Source organism: Mesorhizobium sp. M7A.F.Ca.MR.362.00.0.0 (genome assembly GCF_004023175.1).
Classification (GTDB): domain Bacteria; phylum Pseudomonadota; class Alphaproteobacteria; order Rhizobiales; family Rhizobiaceae; genus Mesorhizobium.
In genome coordinates this window covers 8,470-21,942 of record NZ_RZTF01000039.1, presented here as the reverse complement: position 1 = coordinate 21,942, position 13,473 = coordinate 8,470, and the positions used below count along the sequence as shown (strand labels likewise).

At 61.0% G+C, this 13,473-nt stretch carries 9 protein-coding genes and 2 pseudogenes; 5 read left to right on the top strand and 6 right to left on the bottom strand.

All coding sequences use genetic code 11. The features are described 5' to 3' along the window. From EOC06_RS45110 to EOC06_RS08295, 5 genes and pseudogenes are all read right to left on the bottom strand, one after another. Positions 1-150: autotransporter-associated beta strand repeat-containing protein (locus EOC06_RS45110; protein WP_368773586.1), on the bottom strand; the 150-nt coding region annotated here is incomplete at its 3' end. 221 nt (positions 151-371) lie between these two features. After that, positions 372-3,254: pseudogene (locus tag EOC06_RS40055) on the bottom strand (beta strand repeat-containing protein); the annotation flags it as partial. A 531-nt stretch (positions 3,255-3,785) separates the two neighbouring features. Beyond that, positions 3,786-4,679, bottom strand: a complete 894-nt coding sequence (locus EOC06_RS08305; protein ID WP_127269045.1) for a helix-turn-helix domain-containing protein — start codon at positions 4,677-4,679, stop codon at positions 3,786-3,788. A gap of 411 nt (positions 4,680-5,090) precedes the next feature. Further along, positions 5,091-5,225 carry a hypothetical protein gene (locus EOC06_RS44780; protein ID WP_256754990.1) on the bottom strand — a complete coding sequence of 45 codons (135 nt, stop codon included), beginning with the start codon at positions 5,223-5,225 and terminating at the stop codon, positions 5,091-5,093. A gap of 1,154 nt (positions 5,226-6,379) precedes the next feature. Next, positions 6,380-7,156: a DpnI domain-containing protein gene (locus tag EOC06_RS08295; RefSeq protein ID WP_127329875.1), complete on the bottom strand. Its 777-nt coding sequence runs from the start codon at positions 7,154-7,156 to the stop codon at positions 6,380-6,382. Between the two features lie 179 nt (positions 7,157-7,335). On the opposite strand from EOC06_RS08295, the pseudogene EOC06_RS08290 reads away from it, so the two are divergent. The 4 genes and pseudogenes from EOC06_RS08290 to EOC06_RS08270 all read left to right on the top strand — a co-directional run. Continuing rightward, positions 7,336-7,600, top strand: a pseudogene (locus EOC06_RS08290) (hypothetical protein); the annotation flags it as partial. Positions 7,601-7,695: 95 nt separating this feature from the next. Continuing rightward, a complete protein-coding gene (locus EOC06_RS08285; RefSeq protein WP_128307489.1) occupies positions 7,696-8,328 on the top strand; it encodes a hypothetical protein in 633 nt (210 codons plus the stop codon). Positions 8,329-8,466: 138 nt separating this feature from the next. Beyond that, a complete protein-coding gene (locus tag EOC06_RS08280) occupies positions 8,467-10,146 on the top strand; it encodes a hypothetical protein (protein ID WP_128307488.1) in 1,680 nt (559 codons plus the stop codon). A 564-nt stretch (positions 10,147-10,710) separates the two neighbouring features. Beyond that, a complete protein-coding gene (locus EOC06_RS08270; RefSeq protein WP_128307487.1) occupies positions 10,711-11,715 on the top strand; it encodes a L,D-transpeptidase in 1,005 nt (334 codons plus the stop codon). Between the two features lie 67 nt (positions 11,716-11,782). On the opposite strand, the gene EOC06_RS08265 is transcribed toward EOC06_RS08270, so the two are convergent. After that, positions 11,783-12,469 (bottom strand): D-lyxose/D-mannose family sugar isomerase, encoded by a 687-nt coding sequence (locus EOC06_RS08265; RefSeq protein WP_127395494.1) that lies wholly within the window; start codon positions 12,467-12,469, stop codon positions 11,783-11,785. Between the two features lie 186 nt (positions 12,470-12,655). Here EOC06_RS08265 and EOC06_RS08260 point away from each other — a divergent pair. Continuing rightward, positions 12,656-13,473: alanine racemase (locus tag EOC06_RS08260; protein ID WP_245469401.1), on the top strand; the 818-nt coding region annotated here is incomplete at its 3' end.

Here is a 13,473-nt window from a genome sequence, read left to right as displayed (position 1 = left end):
GGCGACATCCGCCAAATTCATGGCATTGGGACCACCAAAGGCCTGGGTCGATCCGGCGCGCAACGTGCCGCCGTCAATGAATGTCGGACCGTTGTTGCTGTTGGTGCCCGAAAAAACCAGAGTGCCGGCGCCGGCTTTGTGAAACGGCACGGCGCCAACCACCGTGCCGCTGACGGTGAGCGTCGTTGCCGCATTGGTGACATCGAGCGAGCCACCCGCGCCTCCGTTGAGCGTGAAGCCGCGATCGGTGCTGGCGGTCGCCCCGGATATTGCAGCGTTCCGCCGGTCTGGATCACGAGGTTCTCGGCATCCGAGGACGATGCGCCGATACCGCTCGCCACACCGCCATCGGCCAGCGTGTTGACCGACAGCGTACCGGCGGAGATCGTCGTGATGCCGGTATAGGTGTTGGCGGCATTGCCAAGTGTCAGCAGGCCGGCGCCGGTCTTGTTGAATCCGGCATCGTCCGAACCGACGACCACGCCGCCGAAGCTCAGATTGCCGCTGTCGACCTGGATCGTCCGCGGTGCACCACCATTGACCAGGGTAAAGCCGCGGTCGGTCGTGCCCGCACCGACGCCGGTATATTCCAGCGTACCGCTTTCGAGCACCAGGTTCGCCGAAGCCGCGCCCGAAGCGCCAATGCTGCTCGCAGAGCCGCCATTGGCGACGCTGTCGATGGCCAACGTGCCGCCGCTCAGCGTCGTGCCCCCGGTGTAGCTGTTCGCGCCGGTCAGCGCGACCTTGCCGGCGCCGCCCTTGGCGAAGCTGGTTGCGCCGCCATTGTCGACGATCGTCGACGCGATCGTGAAGGTACCGGTGCCCGTGCTGTTTTCGAGCACGCCCAGCGTACCGCCGCCGGTCGCGCCGGTGATCGAGCCGCCGGTGATGGTCTGACTGGCATTGTTGACGCTGGAGGCGACAATGATCGTGCCGTCCACGCCGAGCGTGTTGCTGGCGCCGACGGTGACTATGGAGTTGGCCGCGGCGGTGTATTTGATGCCGCCGAGCTGGACGTTGCCCGCAACGGTGTTGGCGAACGGGGTGTTGGCCGCCCCGCCCGCGTCACTGACCACGTCGCCGGTCAGCCAGGTGCTGGCATTGTCCTTGTTTGCATAGGCGGTGAAGGCGTTGATGGCTCCGCCGCTGACCTGCGCGTAGTCGGTGCCGTTGACGGTTGCCCAGCTGAGCGCGCCATCGCCATTGGTCGTGGTGATGCTGCCGCTCGTCGGCAGCTTGAAATCGAGCAGGCCGCCGGTGTGCGTGATCGCGCCGAGGTTGAGCGTCATGCTGCCGCCCACACCGGCTGTCGCGACGATCTGGTTGTTGCCCGCGCTGACGTTCAGACCGTCGAAAGTCTGGCTGTTTGCCACGCCCGCTGCGCCGGTCAGTGTGACCACGCCGCCGGCCAGGTTGAGGCCGGACGAGCCTGAGATGATGTTGCTGGTCGGCGCTCCTGGCGCGGCGAAGTTCAGCGCCAGGGTGCCGCCATTGACCGTGGTGTCGCCGGTATAGGTGTTTGCCCCGCTCAGCGTGAGCGTGCCGGTGCCGCGCTTGATGAGGCCGCCGCCGCTGGTGGCGCCGTCGGCGATAACGCCGGCATAGCTGGTGCTGGCGGCGCCGTTGATCGTCAGATCGGCGCCGTTGAGAGTCACGCTGCCGCCCGCGCCGGCGAGCGACGTGGCCGTGGTATCAAAGCCATTGAGGTCCAGCGTGCCGCCATTGACGACCACCGCGTTGGGCGCGCCGAACGCGTTGGCGCTGCCGGCCCGCAGGGTTCCGCTGGTGACGGTAGTCGACCCGACATATGTGTTGGCGCCGCTGAGCAGCCAGCTGTTTCCCGCCGCGCCGTTCATGACCAGATTGCCGTTGCCGGAAATCGCGCCCGAAAAGGTGTTGCCGCCGGCGAAGCTGCCGCCAAGCGTGAAGGTGTCGCCCGGATTGGCTGGATTGAACGAGGCCGCGCCGCTCAGCGCCAGCGAGCCGGTGCCATCATTGAGGATCGCGCTGGCGCCGTTGAGCGACAGTATGCGGTCGGTGCTGGCCCCCGCGCCGGTATAGGACAATACGCCGGTGTTGAGGTTGATGATTGAGCCTGAACCCAGCGAGCTGGCGGCCCCCTGGTTCGCCAGTGAACTGGCCTTCACGGTAACGGTCTGGATCGTGACGGCACCACCAAAGGTGTTGGCTCCACCCAATGTGATAGTGCGGTTTGTCCCGCCGCCCATGAATATGAAGGGCCGGGTTGCAAGGTTGCTGCTGATGACGCCCAGCACTCCAAGGTCCGCCGTCTGCGCGTTCAGAATGACAGATGCTGCAAACCCGCCGCCCGCTGTCATGTCTCCGGTTACGGTCAGCGTGCCGGTTCCCTGATTTGTCAGGGCGGAGGAGCCGGTGCTAGGCGCCATGTTCCAGCTGCGGTTCGAAGTATCGCCGCTGCCGGTATAGACGGCGGAGGCATTGCGGACGAAGACCGTTCCGTTGGCCACCGTGGTTGCCGCGCCGAGCGCGCTTGCCTCGCCCAGGTTGCCGATCGATGTGAAGTACAGGTTGAAGCTGTCGGTAGCGACCGCCCCGGTGAAATCATTGGTATCATCGCTCAGCACCGTCTGTGCGACCAGGGAAAAGCCGCCGGCGCCGGTGATGTGCGCAGAGCCGACACCTCCTCCAATGGCGGCGGTGCCGGAGAGCAGCGTAACAACGCGGCTAGCGGCGAGCGCGCCAGTGCTTTGCAAAATCGTGCCCGCCGACAAGGTGATGCCATTGCTGGCGGCGCCGAGCGCCGAATCGCCACTGACGTTCAACCTACCCGCGGTCACATTGATACCGCCGCCGAAGGTATTGGCGCCGGTGAGGGTCAGGGTACCCGCTCCCGCCTTGGTCAGTCCCGCAGTGCCGGCCAGAATCGAACTGATGGTTGCGACACCGTTGGTGGTGATCGTCGGGGTGGCACCGGCGAGTGTCAGCGTGCTGCCCGTGACCGTATAGGTCGTGTTGGTGTTGATGGTCAGGCTGTTCGCGGTGATCGGCGCGCCCAGCGTCACTGTGGCGATTGTTCCGCTGGCGCCGCCGAAGATGGCATTGTCGAGAGCGGCGTTGCTCCACGGCGTATAAGGACCACTGACGCCGTCGCTGTTGGGACTCCACCGATTGGAGCTCACGTCCCAGGTCCCAGTGCCGCCAGTTCCGGCCGCCGTGCCGTTGGGATCCCAGTTTCTGTCGGCGGTGGCGGCCGGCCCCGTGGCCAGCGTCATCAGCAGGACCGCTGGCAGGAGCGGGGCGGCCAACGCCCGCGCCGCCGCGGAGGCCGGCTGCGCCATATGAGCGGCGTAGCTCGCCGCTTCGCCCTTCCACTTGGTCATCCGGCCACCGCGCAGTAGCTGGGAGAAGATAGGCCTATCTGCTTGCCTCGCCGCCCGTCCCTTGGGACCCGGTAGCGCTTGAGAGGATGCGCGCCTAGGATGAAGGTGGCCGGCTTTCAGCCTCGGGTCGCCGGCACTGTCGCCGCCGTCCTTCTGGTCATGGATGGTCCCGCCGCAGGCCAACCCAGCCATGTATCCCCCTACATTAGAAAGTCTTAATGCAATGCATCCCAAGGAATCAGGACACTGGCGCCAACATGGGCATGGAAACATCCGGACGTATTTCAAAAAGGTACGACGTTTGACAAAAACGTCCGACGCGCTTTGTTTTGATTAGACACTTCTACCGGAGTGTTACTGGAATATCACAACTCATTATTTCGTAACGCTAATATTGCCTTAACTGATGCCCGAAATCGCACGCTAGATTGAGGATCGAAAGCGGGTCGGGGTCGCGCCCCGGAACTTCCTCATCGCAGCTGTCAAATGACTCTGGCTTGAAAACCCGCTTAGATAGGCAACCTCCGCAATGGTCATGTCTCGGTTCGATAACAGACGCGTGGCGTGGTCGAGCCGGAGGTCCAAAAGGTAGCGATGCGGCGTCATCCCAAAGCTTCGGCTAAACGCTTGGGTGAAATGCTTCGGTGAAAGCTTTGCAAGTGCGGCTAGCTCGCCGACAGATATCTTGCGGGCGAGGTTGATTCGCAGGAACTCCTGCAGTTTCTGCGCGGACTGCCTGGAAAGACCGCCCTTGAACTGCTCCGGCCCGCTGGTTCGTATGGCATATGCGTGAAGCACGTGAATGCCCAGGATCGCGATCAGCTGCTCGACGTGGAAGCGGTTTGCGCCCTCCTTCTTCGTGAGCTCCGTCTTGAGCAGTTGGGCGACACGCAACGCATTGTCGTCCCGTGTGCCCAGGGGCGGAGGCGTCAGCTCCGTTTCCACTGGGCCAAATTGCTGCCTGGCCAGTTCTTTGAGACTGTCGTCCGGGTAGACGATAGTGGCGCTCTCCCGCGCCTGTGATAGACGCAGCCGCGCTTCAAGATGTGCCGGCTTGACAATGATGCTTCCTGCCGGCGCGTCATAGCGCTCGGCCTTGCCCCCTCCAAGTGTGGCACACACGGGTGCGGCCTCGAGACCGACAAAGACAACGTGTTCACTCGCCTCGAAGGTGTGCAGCCCGGGTGGCATGAGGGAATAGGTCGCCCTGCCCCGCTGTGTCGCAATCGTCCACTCACCGGTAATCGAAGAAACAGACTGCAAATCCTGATCGGATGAATTGAAGCCGTCATCAAGCTCGTGATCAGAAGAAATCATGTTAGTCCGTCGGTGTCATGGGCGGCAGGAAACACATTCACGGCATCTATTAGAATTCTCTAATTTATATAACACTCTTCCATGCAGCCTGGCTGAGCTTCTTTACCATTTGGGATGTAAACTGTTCCTCGAATGACCCGGTTCCCGGTCGTTCGATTTTGATTCCACTTAACGATGGTACAGCAGTTCTGTACCACACAAACGCAACGTTTGTGGACCAGAGTTAAGCGGCTCTGCCCAGCGAAGTGGCTGCATCCGACCGCGTCTTGGCTCAATCATCGCCTCTGCCGTCCATGCGATGCTGGGCGAGCGAACGATAGGTTTGCTACGGGCCTCGTCCGTGCAGTAGACGGCTGAAGGAGCGTCTCGCCGATCGCGCTTTTAAGTCGGCACATAGGCTCCGAGTGTCACTCAATTTGACCAAACCCAGCCGCGAAAAAATCCCATCGAAAGATTGCCGCGCACAGATGCCGACGCATATTGGTCGAGGTTTGAACCGCGGTTGGACGCGCGAGCCACAAAATATCCAACGATGGTGACGGACATTGCGTGACTCCGAACAGCGCCCAATCGAGAACCCACCAGAGCAGCAGCGCCTCCGGGGCTTTTGACTAAAGCGTGGAGGACCGGGAGAATGCGAGGTCGAAGCTGGATCCGGCAAATGCGGCTGGCCGAAGCCCAAATGCTCAGGGAACAGATCGTCCGACTGGAAACTGAGCTACTTACCCAGACAGGGGCTGCCAAGCCAAGAAGGCTTACCGAGCTCGGCTACCACATTCATTCCAGCAAATCGCGGCTTCAACGGCTGGAACGCTGCATCTCTGCCCTGCAATCGGCCGATCGGCGGCGAGTAGAACACAGGCCCCAGCAGGTCTAGTGTGTTCCTGCACTAGCTTTGGCCGTCGACATGGACGGCCGTTACCGCCAGGAAGCTCACATCGAACGTCCGCCACTGGATCGAGCTGCCCCTGAGAACTCGGAATGTGCGCTTTTTGAGCGGTACTGAGAGAGATCCTAGCGTCGGGGGTTGGGCGCCAAGCTGCCGTTCACACTTGGAAGTCATGCCGTCGCGCTATCGGGCGCAACGTGCCACTGGGGTCGATCCCTGCAAAGGCATGGAAAAGCCGAAACTAGTATCCCACTTTGTCCATGAGCACCCGCAATTTGGGCTGTGGAGTGACCCAGAAAGTTCGAAAAGCTTCCAGGAACCCCAGCCAGTTTAATTTCATAAGCTTTTGGCCTTTTCCTCAAAATATTTACCAACATCGATCCGGCTGGCGTCAAAATCTCGGAAGCTGCAAGCGGTCAATCTCACGCGCAATGATTTTCACAGGAAATCGAACCAACCATCGGACCGACCTTCCCCTTTCGACGTCGTTATTCGCGGACGACGCCTTAGTTCGCCGCGGCGTCGAGAAATCGCTTCGCTAGCGCGTTGCTAGCGAAGCGCCCGATCTCTTCATAGTCGGGCTGATCCTGTGCATTATCTGGAGACCTTAAGACGACAAAATCACTCGCATCCGGTACAATGAGACGCGTGAGGTCTTCACTTTCAATTGGTGTAGCATGACGAGCGCCGCAATTTGGACAGTCATCGTCGCACATGCATGACCATTCGTCGACCCAATGTTCGCCGCACCTGTAGCATTCATAATGGTTTGCATACCAAGACATTTAGGCATCGTCCCTTTGCTCGGCCTTCAAAAACTCTCTTTCCTCAAGCGATAGCGGCCGCGGGCCACAAACTCGAGATATCCGTTGTCTCTGAGGAACTGCAATTGCTGACGAATCTTCGGTCTTACATTTCTGTTGTTCGGGTACAGAGCGCTCAGTTTCTTTTCGAAGGCGTAGATTTGTTCGATGTCGAAATCCGTCGCGCCGATCATATCGACACATCTCATTACTTCAATTAGCCAGCCACGAGCATCTGCCTTTTCCTCACGCAGAAAAAGGGTGTGCTGCCATTTTGCGACGACGACCTCCTTAGGGATCGGGACGCTGTTTCTAACCACAAATATTCGGCCCGCATCCGGGATGCGATGGAGCAGAATATTGGAACCAATCCAACCCGCCCTCCTCGCTGTCGGCGCCAGTGGGCTCCTCCTCTCGATGATGTCTGGTACGAAGAAATGCTTTGGAATAACGCAAACATGCCTTACCGTTTTTTGCGTCAAGTCATAATTCAGCAATATCAAATTCGGGTTGGTCGATGACGCCAATCTGTCAATTTTGGTAAAATAGGCTCCGTCGGCGACCTTCGTGCCAAATGCCTTCTTTTGGCTTTTCAGCTCGAATTGATCATTGCAATTGCTGCAGAAGAAGTCGGCAACCGGCAAATTAGCGATGAATTTTTCTAGACGGGGGCTTCCACAATTTGGGCAATAAATCCATTGGGAAGCCCACTGCTCGGTCCAAACTCTGGCTTGTTGTGATCCACTGTTATATTTTGCTTGTGTCTCTTCAAAACCAAATTTCATTCGCGGCTAAGACCATCTGTTTGCGGACGCCAAGAGCTTGAACTTACAGTTCGGCAATGGGCGAGCAAGAGCTTCTTGGCTGGCGCAGCCGGTTTGCCCTTGTCTCCACGGACGATATCTGCATTTTGTCGGACCGAGCATACATGGATCGCTTCAACCTCGGCGCCTAACGTCGCCCCATCACCACCCAATCAGCCGAAACCCAGCGCTGGTTCGATATCGGCCTCAACTGGTGCTACGGCTTCAACCATGAAGAAGGCATCAAGTGTTTCGAGAAGGCGCTGGAGACGGATCCGGACTGCCCGATGGCCCATTAGCATCGCCTATGCCGCCGGGCCTTTCTACAATCTGACCTGGAAGGAGCATGGCGCGGCTGAGGCCAACAGCGCGACCAAGCGTTGCTTTGAGCATGTCCAGTTGGCGCGCGCCAATGCGGCTGCCGCCGGCGCCGGCGAGAATCCCGGAGCGAAAAAGATTGTTGGCCGCAGGCTTGTGCTACTGGCTAAGCTTCATGAAAAGCTCCTCCACAAGGCCGCGTCATGCTCACTGATAGCCAGTACATTCTCGAACGCATCCGCCAAGGCTGCGTGACGCTTTCCGATGGCGAGTTCGTCATCGACAGGCTGGTGAAATATTTCGGCAATGGAAGGATCCGCTGGCATGTCGAATTCCGTGGGCATCGCATCGAGCTGACGACAGGCCAGCTTAAGAAGCAGCCGACCTTCCGCAGGAAGATATTCGAACAGGCTGGGGTGCTGCCGCCCCAGCGTGCCGGGACCGACTACAGACGATGGGCACTCGATCTGAGGAAGAATGCCATCGAGCTTCCGTGGCGGGATAGGCCGGTGGACGCCGGCTTCGCCATCGACAGGCTCGCCAGCCACGGCGACGGGCGCTGGACGGTCGAATACCAGGGCAAGGCCATCAAATTCACGACGACGAAACTCCGCAGGCAGGTGAGTTTCCGCAAACGCATGCTGGCCAAGGCCAAGGTGTTGCCGCCCGAGTTGGCCCCGGCCGCCTATCGCAAGTGGATGGACTGGCTCATCCAAAACGCCACCGAGGCTGCTCCGCAGGCCGGCGATGCCCTGATGACGGAGAAAAGCTGGCTGGACGACCTGCCTGAGCTAGCCGGCTGGCAAGATGAAACACCGTCCCGAGAGACCAGCTAAAAGCGGCGACAGTATCCAAATGCAAGCAGCGATGGCACTCGTTGCGTTTGCCATGCCTGCCAGTTTCGGCACACATTGATGGCGAAGGTAGTCTGACCAGAGCTGGCTCGCTGGCAATCAGAATTGAAATGAGACCACATGGACCGCTTCGACCTCGGCACCTACCGCCGTCCCATCTCCACTCGTTCTTCAGAAACCCAGCGTTGGTTCGATGTTGGCCTCAACTGGTGCTACGGCTTCAACCATGAGGAAGGCATCAAGTGTTTTGAGAAGGCGCTCGAAACAGACCCTGAATGTCCGATGGTGCATTGGGGCATCGCCTATGCTGCCGGGCCTTTCTACAATCTGACCTGGAAGGAGCACGGCGACGCCGAAGCCGACAGCACGACGAAGCGCTGCTTCGAGCATGTCCAGCTGGCGCGGGCCAATGCGGCTGCCGCCAACGAGATCGAGAAGCGGCTGATCGAGGCGCTGGCCGCCCGCTTTCAGAAGCCGCACCGGGTGAGCCCGGAGGAATTCGAACGGTGGGATGACAGCTATGCCGCCGCGATGCGGCTTGTGTATCGGGACTTTCCCGACGACCATGATGTGATGGCACTGCTGGTCGAAGCGCTGATGATGCGCACGGTGCGGCGGCTGTGGAACCTCAAGACCGGCGCGCCGGCGCCGAATTCCGATGTCGTCGAAGCGCTCGACGTCTGCGAGCGGTCGATCCGGCTTGCCGATGCGGCCGGCGCAGTACAACATCCGGCGATCGTCCACCTGCACATCCATCTCCTGGAAATGTCCACCATGCCGGAACGCGGCATCCGGTCGGCGGATCTGCTCGGCGAGATGTGCCCCGATGCCGGGCACATGAACCACATGCCGGGGCACATCTATGTGCTGTGCGGCGAGTATGAGAAAGCCAAACGTGCCAGCGAAAAGGCGGTACGCGCCAACGACCTCTATCTCGCCTATGCGGACGAGCCGACCTACTATTTGCTCGGCTGCTGCCACGATCTGCACCTGATGATGTTCACCTGCATGTTGTCGGGCCAGTACCAGCCTGCACTGTGGGCCGCCGACAGAGTGCGCAGCCTGGTCGCGCGCGACGTGGTCGCCATCCCCGGCCGGCCAAAGCTCACGCAGACGGTGGAAGGCTACCATGCGATGAAATCGCATGTGCAAGTGCGCTTCGGCCGCTGGCAGGAGATCATCGACGAACCGGCGACCGCGGAGCCAGGCCTCTATGTACTGACGGCGGCCATGCAGCACTACGCCAAGGGTGTCGCCCATGCGACGCTCAGGCAATTTGCTGAAGCCGAGCGCGAGCGCGAAGCGTTCCATCGGCATCTGAAAGGCATTGCGCCCGAGCGGCGCTTCCTCAGCAACCCGACGCAAGCCTCGCTGGCTGTCGGTGCCGCCCTGCTCGACGGCGAGCTGGCGTACCACCAGGGCCGTCATGAGGAGGCGTATAGCCATTTGCGGCAGGCCGTCGAGCTTGACGACAATTTGTCCTACACCGAGCCGTGGGCCTGGATGCACCCGCCGCGCCACGCGCTGGCGGCGCTGCTTCTGGACCAGGGCCACGCACAGGAAGCAGAACAGGTCTATCGCGACGACCTCGGCCTGAGCGGCACGGTGCAGCGCTGCGGCCAGCATCCGAACAATGTCTGGGCATTGCACGGGCTGGTGGAATGCCTGAAACGGCGCGGCGAGACTGATGAATTGCCGATATTGCAGACAAGCCTTGCCGCGGCGCTGGCCAGGGCGGATGTGCCGATCACCTCGTCCTGCCTGTGCAGGACGAGCGCGCAGCAAGGCTGCTGTCACTGACGCGAAGTCAGCCTGCCGCCACTGTTGCGGCCGATCGGCTCGCCAAACAAATTGTCGGCCGATCATCGTTGGCGGTGGAACCCTCGCCGCCCAGTCGTGTCACCTGCCGATCAGCCCAGGCTCCACGCTTTGTCTCGTATCACGCCTCCCTCGATCAGCACCGAGCAGTCTATCTCATCGTGAAGTTGGGCGTTTGGGTCGGACGAAAGCCAGGAAGCATAGGACCGAAGCTGCTTGAGCCTGGCTGTTTTCTCAAGCCGGGCCTGGCGCTCGTCCTCGGCTGCCGGTCTTCTGTCCTTCTGGGCAGGAAATTGCATGCTGGCTCTCCTCGGTCACCGAGCTGCGCTTCGACTTGAAGCCAACACATGCGCTGGCGAGAGTCGCCATCCATCTGGATGATGGCGGACCCTTATCAACAATGCACCCGCGCCACCGCCGGGTGCTCCCTGGTCCGGGTTCGCTGCGGCGCATCGGCACTCGGCAGTCGGACGCAGCCAGGGGAATGGAACCAGATCGGCCGTGCGACGTCATAGAAGCAGGTGCTCATACAGGAGTGTGACCTCCATGATCAGGCTCGTTCTTGCCGCTGCCGCCATGCTCGTCATGGCATGGGATGCAACGGCGGCGGCAAAACTGGACGCGGTCACCGTCAACAACGCCCAATTTGACGGCAGCGAAGCGAAAGGCGTCAGTGCGACCGTTCTGAAGGCGCAAATCCTCCTGGATCGTGCACGCTTCTCGCCAGGCCTGATCGATGGCCGCCAAGCAGAGAACTTCAGCCGGGCAGTCAGTGCGTTTCAAGCGGCCAACGGATTGCCTGCCGACGGCAAGCTTACCCGCGAGACATGGGACAAGCTGGTCGCGAGCTCCTCGCGCCCGGCGCTTGAGACCTACGAGTTGACGCGCAAGGATGTGCGTGGACCCTTCACCAGGCGAATTCCGGCGCGCATGGAGAGGATGGCCCGCCTGCCCCGGCTCGCCTATCACAATGCCCTGGAAAAGATGGCGGAGCGCTTCCACAGCAGCGAGGAACTGCTTGAACGGCTCAATCCCGGCATCGGCTTCAGGAAGGCGGGGCAAAAGCTGCTGGTGCCAGCTGTAACCCGAGGTGATCCGCCGCAAGACATTGGGAACGTCGAGGTCGACAAGAGCGCTCGCCAGGTTCGCGTGCTCGACCCTTCCGGCAAAGTGCTTGCGACGTACCCCGCCTCGATCGGGAGCCAGGAGAAGCCCGCGCCGAGTGGCGAGGCAGAGGTCAAACGCGTGGTGCGCCACCCAACCTATCACTACGATCCCGAGTTTGCCTTCAAGGGGGTGAAGACGAAGCGCCCCTTCACGATCGCTGCCGGGCCAAACAATCCGGTGGGATCGGTCTGGATCGACTTGTCCATCGACAGTTATGGCATTCACGGGACTCCGGACCCAGGCAAGATCGGAAAGACCTTCTCGCATGGTTGCATCAGGCTGACCAACTGGGATGCCGAAGACCTCGCCTCCGAAGTGCAAAAAGGCACGAAGGTCGTCTTCAGGGAGGAAGCGGCAGGATCGGCCGAACAAGGATCGCAGTAGGCAGGCGCTACGGGCTAACCCACTTTCAACCGTGTGACTGGGGTCACCGAAGGCGTTGGGCGGCCCCCTACCCCAGCCACTTCTCGTAGTCGGACACCAGCAGATGGACCGGGGCAACGTCTTCGTCGATGTTGGAAAAACGGCCGATCGGTTCGCGAAACACATTGTCGGTGAGGTCGTCGTTGACGGTCGAGACCTCGCCGATCAGCACGTCCTTGCCCTCGGCCCAGAAGGCATGCCAGACGCCGGGCAAGAGCGTGACGCTCTGGCCCGGGTCGAGCTTCAGGAGCCCGCCCGCAGGCAGTCTGTGGATGGTTCCATCGACCGGCACCGAAACCTCGGCCTTGGGATCAATGCCGCCGTCGCGGTCATGCATGAACAGTTCCAGCACCAGCTTGCCGCCGCCACGGTTGATGATGTCCTCGGCCTTGATGTTGTGGCGGTGCATCGGCGACAGCTGGTCCTTGCGCGAGATCATGATCTTCTCGGCATAGAGCATGCCCATGCCCTTCTTCATGTCCTCGTACCGACCGTTGCGAACGGTGAACAGGAACAGCCCGAGCTCCTTGAACTTCTCCTGGCCGTAATCGGTGATGTCCCAGCCGAGCCGCGAGGTAAACACGGCCGCGGAATCGGCTTGGCGTGCCTTCGCCTCCTGCGGCGACCAATAGGCGAAGGGCGGCATGATGTAGCCGAACGAGCGGATGAAAGCGTCGGCTTCGCGGATGATGTCGTTGATGGCGGAGCGCTTCATGATCATGATCCCTTCGTATCGATTTGTCTGGCAAATCGCATAGCCGAACGCCGATGCGGTGTCGATCCATCTCGCCATCCTGTCCGGCGTGCGCAGGGCGTATGGACCACAGATCCGCTTGCCTGGCCGCGTGACATCACGGATTTTCAGGGCCATAAAACCTACGGATTCCTCATGGGGTGAAAGATGATGCCGACCGTTCACGATCTCGATACGCCATCCATCCTGATCGACGCCGCGCGCGCGGAAGCCAACATTGCCCGCGCCCAGGCGCATGCCGACAAGAACGGGCTGAAGCTCCGGCCGCATATCAAGACGCACAAATTGCCCTACTGGGCGAAGAAGCAGATAGCGGCCGGCGCCGTCGGCATCACCTGCCAGAAGATCGGCGAGGCCGAGGTGATGGCCGATGCCGGGCTGACCGATATTTTTCTTCCCTACAACATCCTTGGGCGCGCCAAGCTGCAACGCCTTCTGGCGCTGCACGGGCGCGTCACCCTGTCGGTGACAGCGGACAGCATGGAGACGCTCGAAGGGCTGGCAACCACCTTCACCGATGCCGGCCATCGACTGCCGGTGCTGGTCGAATGCGACACCGGCATGGGACGCTGCGGCGTGCAGTCGGCTGATGAAGCGGTTGCGCTGGCAAGACAGATCGACAGAGCCGGTGGCCTCACCTTCGGAGGACTGATGACCTACCCGGCCGCCGGGCGGGCAGCGGAGGCCGAAGCCTGGCTCGCCGGGGCCAAGCAGGTACTTGCCGCGTCGGGCCTCGCCTGCGACCGCATCTCCAGCGGCGGCACGCCGGATATGTGGCGCTCCAGCGATACATCCGTTGTCACCGAGTATCGTCCAGGCACCTACATCTATCTCGACCGCTATCAAGTCGCCAAAGGCGTCGGCGGCCTCGACGACTGCGCACTGACGGTGCTGTCGACGGTGGTCAGCCATCCCACAGCGACGCGCGCTATCCTCGATGCCGGCAGCAAGGCGCTGTCCAGCGA